The organism is Isoptericola chiayiensis (genome assembly GCF_013149805.1).
GTDB lineage: Bacteria > Actinomycetota > Actinomycetes > Actinomycetales > Cellulomonadaceae > Isoptericola > Isoptericola chiayiensis.
Map to the genome: position 1 here is coordinate 527,328 of NZ_JABEZT010000002.1, position 15,398 is coordinate 542,725.

Here is a 15,398-nt window from a genome sequence, read left to right on the forward strand (position 1 = left end):
CCACGGCCGGGACGGTGTCGGTAGCAGCCGATACCGTCCCGGCCATGTCGTCCCCCTCCGGCGCAGCGCACCCGCCGACGGCCGTGCAGCCGTCCTTCGCCGACCTCGGCACCCCGCTGCGGGACGTCACCTTCGTCGTCGTCGACCTCGAGACCACGGGCAGCCGCGCCGACGACGCCGGCATCACCGAGATCGGCGCGGTCAAGGTCCGCGGCGGCGAGGTGCTCGGCGAGTTCCAGACCCTCGTGGACCCCGGGCGGCCCGTCCCGGCGTTCGTCGCGCGGCTGACCGGCATCACCAGCGCCATGGTCGCCACCGCCCCGCAGATCGACCTGGTGCTGCCGAGCTTCCTCGAGTTCGCCCGGGACACCGTCCTCGTCGCCCACAACGCGCCGTTCGACGTCGGCTTCCTGCGTGCCGCCTGCGCCGAGCTCGGCTACCCCTGGCCGGGCTTCGCCGTCGTCGACACCCTCCCCCTGGCCCGGCGCGTCGTCACCCGCGACGAGGCGCGCAACCACAAGCTGTCCACGCTCGCGGGCCTGTTCCGGGCGACGACGTCGCCCGAGCACCGTGCGCTGGCCGACGCCCGCGCCACCGTCGACGTCCTGCACGGCCTCCTCGAACGGCTCGCACCGCTGGGCGTCACCCACCTGGAGGACCTCGCCACGGCCTCCGACCCGGTGCCCCCCGAGGTGCGGCGCAAGGCCACGCTCGCCGACGGGCTGCCCGAGGCCCCGGGCGTCTACCTCTTCCGCGGCCCGGACGACGAGGTGCTGTACGTCGGCACGTCGACCAACATCCGCAAACGGGTCCGCAGCTACTTCACCGCCGCCGAGAAGCGCAAGCGGATGAGCGAGATGGTGCGGATCGCCGGTGCCGTGACACCCGTGGTGTGCGCGACGCCCCTCGAGGCGCAAATCCGCGAGCTCCGGCTCATCGCCGAGCACGCCCCGCGCTACAACCGGCGGTCCAAGCACCCGGAGCGGCAGAGCTGGGTGCGCCTGACCGACGAGGCCTACCCACGCCTGTCCGTCGTGGCCGACGTGCGCGGCGACGCACCGCACATCGGCCCCTTCACCTCCCGACGCACCGCCCAGGACGCCGTCGCAGCCCTGCACGACGCGCTCGACCTGCGCCAGTGCACCCAGCGCCTGCCCGTGGTGACGACGACGCCACGCAGCCCCTGCGCGCTGGCCGGTCTGGACCGGTGCTCGGCACCCTGCACGGCTACCGACGGTCCCGACGAGACCTACGCCCGGGTGGCGGCCGCCGCGACGTCCGCGCTCACCGGCGACCCGGCACCGGTGGTACGGAGTCTCGCCGCCCGCGTCGCCCGACTCGCCGCGCAGGAACGGTACGAGGAGGCCGGGCAGGTCACCGGCCGGCTGCGGGCGTTCGTCCGCGCCGCGGCCCGCGCCCAGCGCCTCGACCCGCTCAGCCGGTGCGCGGAGCTCGTCGCGGCGCGGGCGACGTCGTCGGGCGGCTGGGAGCTCGTCGTGGTCCGGTACGGACGCCTCGCCGCGACCGCGGTCACCGGCCCTGGCGAGGACCCGCTGCCCGTGGTCGACGCGCTGCAGGCCACCGCCGAGGTCGTCGAGGCACCGGTGCCGCCCGCGCCCGCCTGCCACCCCGAGGAGGCCGCGCTCGTGCTCGACTGGCTGGAGCAGCCCGGGGTGCGGCTCGTGCACGCCACGGATCCCTGGACGTGCCCCGTCCGCTCCGCCGTCGCGCACGCCGACCTGGACGACGTCGCGGCGTCGGTGGCGCAGGCGGTCACCGGCACCGAGCAGGGTGCGGAGCAGCACGACGCCGCTAGCATGGCGGCATGCTGACCTCGATCGTCCTCATCGACACCGCCGCCGACCAGATCCCCGAGGTCGCGGCCAGGATCACCGACCTGGACGGCGTCAGCGAGGTCTACTCCGTCACGGGCAAGGCGGACCTCGTCGCCATGGTCCGCGTGCGCGAGCACGACCAGCTCTCCGACGTCATCGCGAACGGCATCAGCAAGGTGCCCGGCGTGCTGCGCACCGAGACGCTCATCGCGTTCCGCGCCTACTCCAAGCTCGACCTCGAGCAGGCGTTCGCGCTCGGTCTCGACGACTGACCGCGCCGCCCGGGCCGCCTGCGCCCGGGCCGCTCCTACGCCTGTGTCGCGCCGACCCAGGCGTCGAGCACCCGGCCGGCACCGCCGTCGTCCACGCTGCGTGCGGCATGACGCAACCCGGCGGCCAGGCGGTCGACGAGCGGACCGTCCCCGGTCCCCTCCGAGGTGCCGTCGGCGACGATGGCGGCCGCGGCGTTGAGCAGGACCGTCTCCCGGACGGCGCCGCGCTCCCGGCCCGTGAGGACCGCCCGCGCCACCTCGGCGTTGTGGGCCGCGTCCCCGCCGCGCAGGTCCTCCAGCTCGACCGGGCGCAGCCCCAGGTCCCGGGCGGCGTCGAGCCGCTGCTCGGTGACCTCGCCGGCGCGGACCTCCCACACCGTGGTGCCGCCGGTGGCGGCCAGCTCGTCCAGCCCGTCGTCCCCGCGGAAGACGAGCGCGCGCGTCCCGCGGGTCGCCAGCACCCCGGCCATCAGCGGCGCCATCCGGGCGTCGGCGCACCCGACGGCGGTGGCACCGGGCTGCGCCGGGTTCGTCAGGGGCCCCAGGAAGTTGAAGGCCGTGGCGATGCCGAGCTCACCGCGTGCGGTGGCGGCGTGCCGCATCGACGGGTGGAACATCCCCGCGAAGCAGAAGGTGATGCCCACCTCGTGGGCGATCTCGGCGACGCGCGGCGCCGGCTGGTCCAGGCGGACGCCCAGCGCCTCGAGGACGTCGGCCGACCCGGACGACGACGACGCCGCCCGGTTGCCGTGCTTGACGACGCGCAGCCCCGCTCCGGCGACGACGACGGCGGCCATCGTGGAGATGTTGACGGTGTGGTGCCGGTCCCCGCCGGTGCCGACCAGGTCGACCGTGGGTCCGGGCACCTCGATCCGGGTGGCGTGCCGCAGCATCGTGTCGGCGAGCCCGGTCAGCTCCTCGGCGGTCTCGCCCTTGGCCCGCAGGGCCACCAGGAACCCGGCCAGCCGGGCGGGCGGCACCTCGCCGGACATCACCTGGTCCATGGCCCAGGCGGTCTCCCGCGCTCCCAGGTCGTGCCCGGCGACGAGCGTGGTGAGCAGGGTGGGCCAGGTGGGCGTGGCAGGGGCGTCGGCAGGCACAGGGTTCCTTCGTGGTCGGGTCGAGGTGCGGACGGAGCCTAGATCTTCTGCGTCACCGTCTCGGCGACGGCGCGCTGGAGCTCGACCGGGTCCAGGGGGCGGGGCACCACGGCGTCGGCCAGCGACCAGGACGCGAGCCAGGCGTCGTCCCGTCGGCCGCTGAGGATGACGACGGGCGGGCAGGCGTAGACCTCGTTCTTCAGCTGCCGGCACAGGCCCATGCCGCCGGCCTTGTCCGCCTCGCCGTCCAGGACCAGCAGGTCGAACCCGCCGGCCCGCACCGCGGACGTCACCGCAGGTCCGGTCGCCGCCTCCGTCCAGGCGATCTCCGGCGCACCCGCGCCGAGACGGGGTCCGACGGCGAGGCGGACGTGGTCGCGCACGGTGCGGTCGTCGCTGTACAGCAGGACACGAGGGCCGGTCGTCATCGAGCATCCCTTTCGCAGAGGTTTGATGGCATCGTGGCACACGCGCGTCACCTCGGTCAGCCCGATGGCGTGGTCTTTTCGTGGCACTCTCCGGATTTCCGTCACGAACAGCCGTGCCTGCGGCACGATTCTGCAGTTTCTGTGTAACGGATCTCCACCAACCGACCGCTATCGGTCCTCGAACCCACCTCACGTCAGCCATAATGGCGGGGTGTCGACCGCAACGGCTGCAGCCCCCCACGCCCACCAGCACGTGACCGTCAACCGACCGAACACCGTCTCGGTCGGGACGATCGTGTGGCTCGCGAGCGAGCTGATGTTCTTCGCGGGCCTGTTCGCCATGTACTTCACGGTCCGCTCCGTGATGCCGGAGGAGGAGTGGGCGGCCCAGGCCGACAACGTCGCCCTCGTCTTCCCCCTGATCAACACCACGGTCCTGGTGCTGTCGTCGGTGACGTGCCAGGCCGGGGTGTTCGCCGCCGAGCGCTTCCAGCCGGTGCGCACCGGCACGCTGCTGCAGGTCACCAAGTGGGGCATGAACGAGTGGATGACGCTCACCTACCTCATGGGCTCGTTCTTCATCGCCGGGCAGATCTTCGAGTACGCCGAGCTGGTCGAGCACGGCCTGACGATCTCCTCGAGCGCCTACGGCTCCGTCTTCTACCTGGCGACCGGCTTCCACGGCCTGCACGTGATCGGCGGACTCATCGCCTTCCTGTTCCTGCTCGGCCGGTCCTTCCGTGCCAAGCGGTTCACCCACCACGAGGTGACGACCGGCCTGGTGGTCTCCTACTACTGGCACTTCGTCGACGTCGTGTGGATCGCCCTCTTCCTGGTGATCTACGTCCTGAAGTGACACCCCCCCGGGTCGGCGCCGACGCCGACCCCGAGCCCCTGCACCATCCACCGCGAGACGAGGACATTTTCGTGAAGGCACTCGCCGCCCGCCGGCACCACCGGGCCGCCCCGGTCGTGCTGATGCTGCTGGCGCTGCTGCTCACGGGCGGCGTGTACGCCGTCCTGGCACCGAGCTCGGCCACGGCCGACACCGCCAGCACAGCGAACGACGTGGAGGAGGGCGAACGCCTCTTCCAGGCCAACTGCGCCACCTGCCACGGCCCGGACGCCGAGGGCACCTCCGAGGCGCCCTCCCTCGTGGGCGTGGGTGCCGCGGCGGTGGACTTCCAGGTCTCAACCGGCCGCATGCCGATGCAGGCCAACGGTCCGCAGGCGCTCCAGAAGCCCCGCCAGATGGACGAGGAGCAGACGGCCCAGCTCGCCGCCTACGTCGCGTCGCTCGGCCCGGGGCCGGAGATCCCCACCGACGAGATGGTCGACGCCGAGGCGGGCGACGCCTCCAACGGCGCGCTGATCTTCCGCACCAACTGCGCGATGTGCCACAACGCCGTCGGGGCCGGCGGAGCCCTGTCCGAGGGCAAGTTCGCCCCGGCGCTGTACGACGTCTCCGAGCGCAACATCTACCAGGCGATGGCCACCGGCCCGCAGTCGATGCCGGTCTTCAACGACGCGACCATCACGCCCGACGAGAAGCGTGACGTCATCGCCTACCTCGTCGAGCAGCGCGACGGGTCCGCCGGCGGTCTGAGCCTCGGCTCCCTCGGCCCCGTCAGCGAAGGCCTGTGGGCATGGGTCGTCGGCCTCGGCCTGATGATCGGTGCCGCTGTGTGGATCGGAGCGAAGTCCTCGTGAGCGAGAACCAGAACCCCAACACCTCCCAGGACGTGACGACGTCGACGGGAACCGCCGGTCACCCCGAGCGGTTCAGCGACCCGGGCGTCCCGGAGCACCGGCCCCGACTCACCGACACGGACCCGAAGGCGAACAAGCGCAGCGAGCGGATCATCGTCCTGCTGTTCGCGCTGTCCTGCCTCGGCGCGATCGCCAGCCTCGTCGCCTACTTCACGGTGCGTCCCGACGGCACCACCGACCAGACCCGGCTGTCCACGCTGCTGCTCGGCGTGACCATGGCGATCTCGCTGCTCGGCATCGGCATCGCCGCCATCCACTGGGCCAAGGCCCTGATGAGCGATCACGAGCACGTCGACGAGCGGCACGAGCTCCGGAGCACTCCCGAGGTCCGCGAGGTCGCCGTCAAGCACCTCACCGACGGTGTCGAGGACTCGGGCATCGGCCGTCGCGGCGTGCTCAAGGGTGCCGCCGTCTCGGCGCTCGCGCTCTTCCCCCTGACCTTCGCCGTGCCGCTGATCTCCAGCGTCGGCGGGGACTGGAACATCTCGAAGTTCCGGCACACCATCTGGACCTCCGGCAAGCGCCTCGCGTACGACCCCACGGGTCGTCCGATCAAGGCCGCCGACCTCACGGTCGGCTCCGTGGCGCACGTGATCCCGGAGGAGTCCGAGGAGTACATGGCGTCCCACGAGTGGATCACCGAGAAGGCCAAGGCCGTGGTGCTGCTCGTCCGCCTCAACCCCGAGGACATCCGTTCCGACCAGTCGCCCGAGGGCGAGACCTGGTCCTACGACGGCATCGTGGCGTACTCGAAGATCTGCACGCACGTCGGCTGCCCCGTGGCGCTGTACGAGCAGCAGACGCACCACCTGCTGTGCCCCTGCCACCAGTCGACCTTCGACATGGCCGACGGCGCCAAGGTGGTCTTCGGCCCGGCCAACCGGCCGCTGCCGCAGCTGCCCATCGCCGTCGACGACGAGGGCTACCTCGTGGCCCAGGACGACTTCGCCGAGCCCGTCGGCCCGAGCTACTGGGAGCGTCTGAAGTGAGCACCGAGACCGCGTCGAACACCGGCGCACCCACCACACCCGTCGGCAAGGCAGCCGACTACCTGGACCAGCGCACCAGCATCGGTGTCGCCGTCAAGGAGTTCGCGCGCAAGGTCTTCCCGGACCACTGGTCGTTCATGCTGGGCGAGATGGCGCTGTTCTCCTTCGTCGTCCTGCTGCTGTCCGGCGTGTTCCTCACGATGTTCTTCGACCCGTCGATGGCGCTCGTCGAGTACCACGGCGCAGGGCCGGAGACCATGCAGGGCCAGCTCATGTCGACGGCCTTCGCCTCGACGCTGGACCTCTCCTTCGACGTGCGCGGCGGTCTGCTCATGCGGCAGATCCACCACTGGGCCGCCCTGGTCTTCATGGCCTCGATCGTCGTGCACATGATGCGCGTGTTCTTCACCGGCGCCTTCCGCAAGCCGCGCGAGATCAACTGGCTCGTGGGCACCGTGCTGCTGATCCTCGGCCTCCTGGCGGGCTTCTCCGGCTACTCCCTGCCGGACGACGTCCTGTCCGGCAACGGTCTGCGCATCACCGACGGCGTCATCAAGTCGATCCCGGTGATCGGCTCGTACATGTCGTACATGGTGTTCGGCGGCGAGTTCCCCGGCGAGCACATCATCCCGCGCCTGTTCACGATCCACATCCTGCTCGTGCCGGCGCTGATCCTCGCCCTCATCGGGCTCCACCTGTTCCTGATGGTGCTGCACAAGCACACCCAGTACCCCGGTGGCGGCCGCACGGACAAGAACGTCGTCGGCTACCCGCTCTTCCCGGTGTACGTCGCCAAGATGGGCGGCAACTTCTTCATCGTCTTCGGCATCCTCGCCCTGATGGGTGCCACGATGAGCATCAACAACGTCTGGAACTACGGGCCGTACGACCCCTCCCCCGTCGGCGCCGGTGCGCAACCCGACTGGTACATGCTCTTCCTCGAAGGGTCGCTCCGACTGATGCCGGGTGCGGGCACGGAGTGGGTCATCTTCGGGTACACGTTGTCGCTCAACGTGCTGATCCCGGCGGTGGTCATCCCGGGCCTGCTGTTCACGTTCCTCTTCGCGTACCCGTTCATCGAGGCCAAGGTCACGGGCGACAAGCGCGAGCACCACGTGCTCGACCGTCCGCGCAACGTGCCCGTGCGCACCGGTCTCGGCGTCGCCTTCCTGACGGCGTTCATCATCCTGGCCCTCGCCGGGTCGAACGACCTCATCGCCACGCACTTCGCGATGTCCCTGAACCAGATCACCTGGGCGTTCCGGATCCTGTTCTTCGTCGGGCCGGTCTTCGCCTTCTGGGTCACCAAGCGGATCTGCCTGTCGCTGCAGCGCAAGGACCGCGAGCTGGTCCTGCACGGCCACGAGACGGGTCGGATCGTCCGGTTCGCCAACGGCGAGTACATCGAGGTGCACCGTCCGCTCGACGAGCAGGAGCGCTGGCTGCGGGTCAACTACGACGCGCACCGACCGCTCGAGATCGAGCCGGCCACCGACGCCCGTGGCGTCAAGCGCCGCGGCTACAAGAGCGACAAGCGTTGGCAGAAGCTCTCCCGGTTCTTCTACGAGGACCGCGTCGAGCCGGTGACCCCGGCGGAGCTCGCTGCGGCCCACTCGCACGGTGAGCACGACGAGATCGCCCCGGCGGCACACACCTCCGAGGTCACCTCGGGGACCGACACCGTCGATCGGGAGCGCTGAGACTCCTGACGGGCCGGACAAGGACCCGCGCAACGCCACAGCCGCTCCTGCGGTCGCGATGCGCGGGTCCTTGCCTATCCTGACCATGGTGGGCATCGCCCATCACGGTTCGACGACACCACGCCGCGCGCTGGACCGCGTGCGGCCCGAACTGGAAGGTACACCAGCATGGCTGTCTACACGCTGCCCGACCTGCCCTACGACTACAGCGCGCTCGAGCCGCACATCAGCGGCAAGATCATGGAGCTGCACCACGACAAGCACCACGCCACCTACGTCGCGGGCGCCAACACCGCGCTGGACAAGCTGGCCGAGGCGCGCGAGTCGGGCGACCTCGCGGCGGTGAACCTGCACGAGAAGAACCTCGCGTTCAACCTCGGCGGGCACACCAACCACACCATCTTCTGGCACAACCTGTCCCCCGAGGGCGGCGGCGAGCCCACCGGCGAGCTGGCCGAGGCCATCAAGGACCAGTTCGGCTCCTTCGCCGCGTTCCAAGCCCACTTCGCCGCCACCGCCACCGGCATCCAGGGCTCCGGCTGGGCCGTGCTCGGCTGGGACTCCATCGGCCAGAAGCTGCTGATCTTCCAGCTCTTCGACCAGCAGGCCAACGTCCCCGTCGGCATCACCCCGCTGCTCATGCTCGACATGTGGGAGCACGCCTTCTACCTCGACTACCTCAACGTCAAGGCCGAGTACGTCAAGGCGTTCTGGAACATCGCCAACTGGGCCGACGTCGCCGCCCGCCTCGAGCGCGCCCGCACCCAGACCGCAGGCCTCATCGCCTGACGATCTCCCTGGCACGGCAGGAGCCCCGGACAGCGCCGCTGTCCGGGGCTCCTGCCGTCTCCGCCCGAGCAATGCCCGCACCTCTCCCACTCCCCCTCCCCCCTCCCGCGAGGTAGGCCAGAATCTCGTGAGGTAGGCAATCTCAGGCCGAGGTAGGCAACTCCGCGTCGAGGTAGGCACTGCTTCTCGCCCGTCGATCGGTTCAGCGCCGACTCCACGTCAGAGTGAGCGTCTGGAACGGCGTTGGGACCGAGGCGGCACTGCCGGACGATGCCGGCCCGATCGTGCACGACGCTGACGGGCCGAAACCCGCCGATGCGCAGGCCTACCTGGCGGGAGGGTTGCCTACCTGGCGGGGTTGTTGCCTACCTGGTGGGAGGGTTGCCTACCTGGCGGGGTTGTTGCCTACCTGGTGGGAGGGTTGCCTACCTGGCGGGGTTGTTGCCTACCTGGTGGGAGGGTTGCCTACCTGGCGGGGTTGTTGCCTACCTCGCGGGTGGGGCGCTGCACAGCACGGACGAAGGCCCGCAGCTCCGGGCGAACCGGTGCTGCGGGCCTTCGTCGACGACGAGCGCGGTCTTCCGCCGCGGTGCTCGGCTAGTGCGCGTGCTGGCCGCGGCTGAACTCGAAGACCCAGCCGACGAGCCCGATGATGCCGAGGATGGTGGCGATGTAGAAGACCCACCAGCCGACCGCGAGGCCGAGGAACGCGACGGCTGCCGCGGCACCGATGACCAGCGGCCACCAGGACCACGGGGCGTAGACGCCCTGGTCGCCGGCGCCCTGCTCGATCTCACCGTTCTCGTCGTCCTCGGGACGGGGGTCGGTGTGCTTGGCCTGGACCACCAGGTAGGCGCCGATCATCGCCATCAGGGCGCCGACGAGCGGGATCCCCAGGAACCCGACCGGCTCGGTCCAACCCGTGAAGATGCCGTACAGGATCCCGACGAGCACGAAGAAGGGGGCCAGCCACACGAACAGCCGAATCTCGACCTTCACTTGGTGTCCTCCTCGTCGTCCTGCGGACGCTCGGCGTCGATCACCGCGGTGCTCGACTGCTGCTTCTCCGGGTAGTCCTTCATGGTGAGATCCTCGACGTGCTCCGCCTGGCCCCGACGGTCGGCGCCGCCGTAGATCTCGTCGATCATGCCCTGGTTGTGGTGCGGGTCCTCCATCGCGGCGACCTCGGGGTGGTGCAGGTCGAACGCGGGCGACTCGGACCGGATCCGGGGCAGCGAGGCGAAGTTGTGCCGCGGGGGCGGGCAGGACGTGGCCCACTCGAGCGAGCGGCCGTAGCCCCACGGGTCGTCGACCTCGACCTTGGGCGCCTTGCGCCAGGTCACGTACACATTCCAGAGGAACGGCAGCGTCGAGGCGGCGAGGATGAAGGCACCGACCGTGGACAGCTGGTTCTCCCAGGTGAAGCCCTCACCGGGCATGTAGTCCGCGTACCGACGGGCCATGCCCTCGACGCCCAGCCAGTGCTGGACGAGGAACGTCATGTGGAACCCGATGAACAGGACCCAGAAGTGGATCTTGCCGAGCCGCTCGTCGAGCATCCGCCCGGTGAACTTGGGCCACCAGAAGTAGAAGCCGGCGAACATCGCGAACACCACGGTGCCGAAGACGACGTAGTGGAAGTGCGCCACCACGAAGTAGGAGTCGGACAGGTGGAAGTCGAGCGCCGGGCTGGACAGGATGATGCCCGTCAGACCGCCGAAGAGGAACGTCACGAGGAAGCCGATGGACCAGAGCATCGGTGTCTCGAACGTCAGCTTGCCTCGCCACAGCGTGCCGATCCAGTTGAAGAACTTCACGCCGGTCGGGACCGCGATGAGCATCGTCATGAAGGCGAAGAAGGGCAGCAGCACGGCGCCGGTGACGTACATGTGGTGGGCCCACACGGTCACGGACAGGGCGGCGATCGCGATGGTCGCGTAGACCAGGCCCTTGTAGCCGAAGATCGGCTTGCGGCTGAAGACGGGGAAGATCTCCGAGACGATGCCGAAGAACGGCAGCGCGATGATGTACACCTCGGGGTGCCCGAAGAACCAGAACAGGTGCTGCCACAGCACCGCTCCGCCGTTGTCCGGGTTGAAGACCTGGGCGTTGAAGCGGCGGTCGGCGCCGAGCGCGAAGAGCGCGGAGGCCAACGGCGGGAAGGCCATGAGCACCAGGAGGCTGGTGACCAGGGTGTTCCAGGTGAAGATCGGCATCCGGAACATCGTCATGCCGGGCGCGCGCATGCAGATGATCGTGGTGATGAAGTTGACGGCACCGAGGATGGTGCCGAAGCCGGCGAGGGCCAACCCGAACACCCACAAGTCTCCACCCAACCCCGGACTGAAGGTCGTGTTGGACAGGGGTGCGTAGGCGAACCAGCCGAACGACGCGGCGCCCTGCGGGGTGAAGAACCCGCCGGCGGCGATGAGCCCGCCGAACAGGAACAGCCAGTAGGCGAACATGTTCAGCCGCGGGAACGCGACGTCGGGCGCGCCGATCTGCAGCGGCATGATCACGTTGGCGAAGCCCGCGAACAGGGGCGTCGCGAACAGCAGCAGCATGATCGTGCCGTGCATGGTGAAGAGCTGGTTGTACTGCTCCTTGCTCTGCACGATCTGGATGCCGGGAGCGAAGAGCTCGGCACGGATCAGCAGGGCGAGGATGCCTCCCACGGCGAACCAGAAGAACGACGTGATCAGGTACATGTACCCGATCGTCTTGTGGTCGGTGGAGGTGATCCACTTGACAACGGTGCGGCCCAGCGTCTGGCGGGCCGGCTGGAGCCCGGGGATCGCCTCGGCGCCGTAGCCGGTCTCGGTGGTGGTGGCCATCAGCCCTCGACCTCCGGGGTGGTGTCTTCGATGGAGAACTCGGAGTGCTGCTGACGGTTCAGGTCGAGACCGAGCTCGCCGGTCTGGCCCCGGTCGCGCAGCGCGTCCATCTGGGCGTCGTACTCGGCGCGGTCGACCACCTGCACGTTGAACAGCATGCCGGAGTGGAACTCGCCGCAGAGCTCGGCGCACTTGCCGGCGTAGGTGCCCTCGCGCTCGGGGACGACCTGGAAGGTGTTCGTCTTGCCCGGGATCATGTCCATCTTGAACAGGAACGCGGGGATCCAGAACGAGTGGATGACGTCGCGGGAGTCGACGGTGAACTCGACCCGCTCGCCGACGGGCAGGTAGAGCGTCGGCAGGTCCTCCGAGGTGCCGACGGCGCCGTCCACGGTGTCCTCGTCGGTGACGGAGCCCGGCTCGAGCAGCTGCTGGCCGGTCTCGTACACGTCGTCGTCGAGGTAGTTGAAGTCCCAGCTCCACTGCTTGCCGATGACCTGGATGTTGACGTCCGGTTCCTCGGAGGTGGTGTCCAGGATCTCGGTCATGTCGCGGTTCGTGTAGAAGAACAGCACGAGGATCATGAGCGTCGGGACGATCGTGTACATGATCTCGAGCGGCATGTGGTACCGCGTCTGGACCGGGAGCCGGTGGTCGTCGCGACGCTTGCGGTAGGCGGCCACGCACCAGAGCATCAGGCCCCAGGTGATGACGCCGACGGCGAGGGCGGCCACCCAGGACCCGACCCACAGGTCCGTGATCCGGCCGGTCTGGTTGGTCACCTCCCCGTCGGTGTAACCGGGCAGGTATCCGCGCTGGGCGACGTCGCTGGCGCAGCCGGTGGCCAGGGCCGCGACGCCGACGGCGATCGCCGTCGCGCGCAGGGCCCGTGTCCGCCGGGTGCGGGTGGAGCTCTTCGAGTGCAAGGGAGGCCTTTCACGTCTCGCCCGCCCGACGCGTCATCAGTGGGGGCACGCCGGAGGGACATTCGTCCTCGATGGGAGCAGCCTAGCGTGACCTTCACGGTTTCGACGCCAGAAGCGCCCGCTTCCTACCTGACACGATGCCCTTGCGGCGTCGCCATCCGCGGACTTCGCGACGGCCCACCGGGCCGTGTCAGATCGGCGCCACGTTCGTCGCCCTCCGACGGGCGCGGCATCATGGTTCCCGGCAGTGCCGGCACCCCGGACGGAAGGCGACGTGTGACAGATCCCACCTCCTCCACGGTACGGGCGTACCTGGACAACGCGGGCGGTGCCCGCTGGCACCCCGCGGCCAGGCAGGCGTTCCTGCAGGCCGTGGACGACGGGTGGGCGGACCCGCGACGCCTGCACACGGAGGGTCGGCGCGCGGCCGCCCTGCTCGACGGCGCCCGTGAGGCCCTCGCCGCGGGGCTCGGCGCACGGACCGAGGAGATCCGGTTCACGCCCTCCCACAGCGCGTCCCTGCACCAGGCCACCGCGCAGCTGTCCCGGGCTCGACGGCGCAGCGGGCGTGACGTCGTCGTCGGTGCGACCGAACGGGCGGCGCTGCTGCACGGGGCCTCGCACGCCACCGCCGCGCTGGGTGGGGCACGCCGCACCGTGGCCGTGGACCGGCTCGGCCGGGTCGACGCCGCGACGTTCGCCGCCGAGCTGCGCGACGGCGTCGCCCTGGCGGCGCTGCAGCACGCGAACGGCGAGGTGGGCACCCTCCAGCCGCTGCCGGAGGTGCACGCCGCGGCACGGGAGCACGGGGTGCCGCTCCTGGTCGACGCCGGTGCGAGCGTGGGGCACGTCCCGGTGCCGGAGGCGTGGGACGCCCTCGCCGCCGACCCGGCGGACTGGGGCGCCCCGTCCGGCACGGGTGTCGTGGCGGTGCGCCAGCGGGTCCGGACGGTCCCCACGGGGCCGGAGGACCCGGAACCCTGGGCGCCCGGCGGCGTCAACGTGCCCGCCGCCTTCGCCGCGGCGGTGGGCCTGCAGGCGGTCCGGCAGGACCTCGCCGTGGCGGACGCCCGGCGCCGGACGCTGGTGGACCGGATCCGGGCGGAGGTCACGCGGATCCCGGACGTGGAGGTCGTCGGTGACCCCGACCGACGGCTGCCGCACGTCGTGACGTTCTCGTTCCTCTACGTCGACGGCGAGGCGCTGACGACCGAGCTGGACAGGGAGGGTTTCGCCGTCGGGTCGGGGTCGGCGTGCACGGCCGGGACGCTGGAGCCCTCCCACGTCCTGGCCGCGATGGGTGTGCTCACGCACGGCAACGTGCGGCTCGCCCTGGACCGGGCGACGACGGAGCAGGACGTCGAGAGGTTCCTGGCGGTGCTGCCCGGCGCGGTGGCGCGGGTGCGCCGCATGCTCGGCGTGGAGGACCTGTGAGCGGGACGCCGGAGCACGAGGCGGTCGTGGTCGACGCGCGCGGTCTGCGGTGCCCGCTCCCCGTGGTCCGCCTGGCGGCGGCCGCCCGGACGCTGGCGGCGGGGACCCGCGTCGACGTCCTGGCCACGGACCCGGCGGCACGCTACGACGTCCCGGCGTGGGCCCGCATGCGGGGGCACGAGATGGTGGGCGACGAGGTCGTCGCCGCCGGCGAGGACGACGAGCACCGGGTGCTGTCGGTCCGCCTGGGCAGCCAGGCATAGCACGACGGCCGCCGCGACACGGGGTCGCGGCGGCCGTCGGGGACGGTGCGTCTCCGGCTCAGCCGAAGGAGCCGCCGCAGGCGCAGGACTCGCCGGCGTTCGGGTTGTCGATCGTGAAGCCCTGCTTCTCGATGGTGTCGGCGAAGTCGATCTTGGCGCCGTCGAGGTAGGGCACGCTCATGCGGTCCACGACGACCTCGACGCCGTCGTAGTCGCGCAGGGCGTCGCCGTCGAGCAGACGCTCGTCGAAGTAGAGCTGGTAGATGAGGCCGGAGCAGCCGCCGGGCTGGACGGCGACGCGCAGGCGCAGGTCGTCGCGCCCCTCCTGCTCGAGGAGGCTGCGGACCTTGGTCGCGGCGACCTCGGAGAGCTCGACGCCGTGCGTGGCGATCTCGGTGGTGTCGGTCATGCTTCCTCCAACAGGTTGGCCGGTGCGGCTGTTCCCGATCCTACGCCGGAATCCTCACCGGGCGATGACGTGGGTCACGTTCCCGCGTGCCACGCGGGCGCCCAGGTGCGCGCCACGCGTTCGACGGCGACCGGGTCCCACGGGTCGCCGACCTCGTGCACGCCCGCGACCCCGGCCGCGGCGAGCTCGCGGCGGGTGACCTCGCTGCGGCCGGCGAGCACGACGACGGGGACGACGGCGGGCGCGGCGGCGGCAGCGGCCTGGGCGACCGGGCCGTCGTGCAGCCCGGCGCCGTCCAGGACGGTCACGTGCACGACGACGAGGTCGGCCGCCTGCACCGCCGCCCCCAGCGCGGCACGCTCGGGGGTCTCGGACGGCCGGTCGACCGTGGTCAGGCCGAGCGCCTCGGTCGGGACGAAGACCGGTGCCGGATCCTGACGGGGCGACGCCGGACCGGGCGCCGGCACCGGGGCCGCCAGGACGAGCCGCCGCACCTCGCAGCGGGCGGAGCCCCGGACCCAGGCCGCGGCGACGTCGGGGGCCGCGCCGTCGGCCCCGACGGTGGTGACGAGCAGTACGTGCACCCGCAGATCGTGGCACACCCGCGTGGCCCGTGGCACGCCCCCGGACGTCGGTCGGGCGCGAGGTC

Annotated in this window: 16 protein-coding genes; 9 read left to right on the plus strand and 7 right to left on the minus strand. The window is 70.9% G+C overall.

What is annotated here, in order from left to right:
* Positions 1–44 precede the first annotated feature (44 nt).
* Together HDG68_RS05515 and HDG68_RS05520 are read left to right on the plus strand one after the other, a co-directional pair.
* Positions 45–1,832, plus strand: a complete 1,788-nt coding sequence (locus HDG68_RS05515) for a DEDD exonuclease domain-containing protein (RefSeq protein WP_172150028.1) — start codon at positions 45–47, stop codon at positions 1,830–1,832.
* Complete coding sequence (locus HDG68_RS05520) at positions 1,826–2,107, plus strand: Lrp/AsnC family transcriptional regulator (RefSeq protein ID WP_172150030.1); 282 nt, start codon at positions 1,826–1,828, stop codon at positions 2,105–2,107. The genes HDG68_RS05515 and HDG68_RS05520 overlap by 7 nt, the downstream gene beginning before the upstream one ends.
* 35 nt (positions 2,108–2,142) lie before the next feature.
* On the opposite strand, the gene trpD is transcribed toward HDG68_RS05520, so the two are convergent.
* Positions 2,143–3,207, minus strand: a complete 1,065-nt coding sequence (trpD, locus tag HDG68_RS05525) for an anthranilate phosphoribosyltransferase (protein ID WP_343037443.1) — start codon at positions 3,205–3,207, stop codon at positions 2,143–2,145.
* Positions 3,208–3,245: 38 nt separating this feature from the next.
* Positions 3,246–3,635, minus strand: a complete 390-nt coding sequence (locus HDG68_RS16685) for a PleD family two-component system response regulator (RefSeq protein WP_216648002.1) — start codon at positions 3,633–3,635, stop codon at positions 3,246–3,248.
* A gap of 211 nt (positions 3,636–3,846) precedes the next feature.
* Between HDG68_RS16685 and ctaE the strand changes: the two genes are divergently transcribed.
* The 5 genes from ctaE to HDG68_RS05550 all read left to right on the plus strand — a co-directional run bounded on the left by ctaE (position 3,847) and on the right by HDG68_RS05550 (position 8,883).
* Positions 3,847–4,491, plus strand: coding sequence for an aa3-type cytochrome oxidase subunit III (ctaE, locus tag HDG68_RS05530; RefSeq protein ID WP_172150034.1), 645 nt, complete (start codon positions 3,847–3,849; stop codon positions 4,489–4,491).
* 71 nt (positions 4,492–4,562) lie between these two features.
* The gene (gene qcrC / locus HDG68_RS05535; RefSeq protein WP_172150036.1) at positions 4,563–5,345 is read left to right on the plus strand and encodes a cytochrome bc1 complex diheme cytochrome c subunit; all 783 of its coding nucleotides are present in this window, start codon (positions 4,563–4,565) and stop codon (positions 5,343–5,345) included.
* On the plus strand, positions 5,342–6,394 hold the full coding sequence (gene qcrA, locus HDG68_RS05540; RefSeq protein WP_343037444.1) for a cytochrome bc1 complex Rieske iron-sulfur subunit: 1,053 nt from the start codon (positions 5,342–5,344) through the stop codon (positions 6,392–6,394). Before qcrC ends, qcrA begins: the two co-directional genes overlap by 4 nt.
* Positions 6,391–8,094 carry a cytochrome bc1 complex cytochrome b subunit gene (qcrB, locus tag HDG68_RS05545; protein WP_172150040.1) on the plus strand — a complete coding sequence of 568 codons (1,704 nt, stop codon included), beginning with the start codon at positions 6,391–6,393 and terminating at the stop codon, positions 8,092–8,094. Before qcrA ends, qcrB begins: the two co-directional genes overlap by 4 nt.
* Before the next feature lie 168 nt (positions 8,095–8,262).
* On the plus strand, positions 8,263–8,883 hold the full coding sequence (locus tag HDG68_RS05550; RefSeq protein ID WP_172150042.1) for a superoxide dismutase: 621 nt from the start codon (positions 8,263–8,265) through the stop codon (positions 8,881–8,883).
* 597 nt (positions 8,884–9,480) lie between these two features.
* Here HDG68_RS05550 and HDG68_RS05555 read toward each other — a convergent pair.
* The 3 genes from HDG68_RS05555 to ctaC are packed head-to-tail and all read right to left on the minus strand — an operon-like array spanning position 9,481 to position 12,643.
* Positions 9,481–9,882 carry an aa3-type cytochrome oxidase subunit IV gene (locus HDG68_RS05555; RefSeq protein ID WP_172150044.1) on the minus strand — a complete coding sequence of 134 codons (402 nt, stop codon included), beginning with the start codon at positions 9,880–9,882 and terminating at the stop codon, positions 9,481–9,483.
* Positions 9,879–11,717 carry an aa3-type cytochrome oxidase subunit I gene (ctaD, locus tag HDG68_RS05560; RefSeq protein ID WP_172150046.1) on the minus strand — a complete coding sequence of 613 codons (1,839 nt, stop codon included), beginning with the start codon at positions 11,715–11,717 and terminating at the stop codon, positions 9,879–9,881. Before ctaD ends, HDG68_RS05555 begins: the two co-directional genes overlap by 4 nt.
* Positions 11,717–12,643, minus strand: a complete 927-nt coding sequence (gene ctaC, locus HDG68_RS05565; RefSeq protein ID WP_172150048.1) for an aa3-type cytochrome oxidase subunit II — start codon at positions 12,641–12,643, stop codon at positions 11,717–11,719. The genes ctaD and ctaC overlap by 1 nt, the downstream gene beginning before the upstream one ends.
* 276 nt (positions 12,644–12,919) lie before the next feature.
* Here ctaC and HDG68_RS05570 point away from each other — a divergent pair, with 276 nt between their 5' ends.
* A complete protein-coding gene (locus tag HDG68_RS05570) occupies positions 12,920–14,077 on the plus strand; it encodes a cysteine desulfurase family protein (RefSeq protein WP_343037445.1) in 1,158 nt (385 codons plus the stop codon).
* Complete coding sequence (locus tag HDG68_RS05575; RefSeq protein WP_172150052.1) at positions 14,074–14,340, plus strand: sulfurtransferase TusA family protein; 267 nt, start codon at positions 14,074–14,076, stop codon at positions 14,338–14,340. Before HDG68_RS05570 ends, HDG68_RS05575 begins: the two co-directional genes overlap by 4 nt.
* A 58-nt stretch (positions 14,341–14,398) precedes the next feature.
* Here the strand turns inward: HDG68_RS05575 and HDG68_RS05580 are convergent, their stop codons facing one another.
* Together HDG68_RS05580 and HDG68_RS05585 are read right to left on the minus strand one after the other, a co-directional pair.
* Complete coding sequence (locus HDG68_RS05580) at positions 14,399–14,749, minus strand: HesB/IscA family protein (RefSeq protein ID WP_172150054.1); 351 nt, start codon at positions 14,747–14,749, stop codon at positions 14,399–14,401.
* A gap of 74 nt (positions 14,750–14,823) precedes the next feature.
* Positions 14,824–15,333 carry a hypothetical protein gene (locus tag HDG68_RS05585; protein ID WP_172150056.1) on the minus strand — a complete coding sequence of 170 codons (510 nt, stop codon included), beginning with the start codon at positions 15,331–15,333 and terminating at the stop codon, positions 14,824–14,826.
* Between the last annotated feature and the right edge of the window lie 65 nt (positions 15,334–15,398).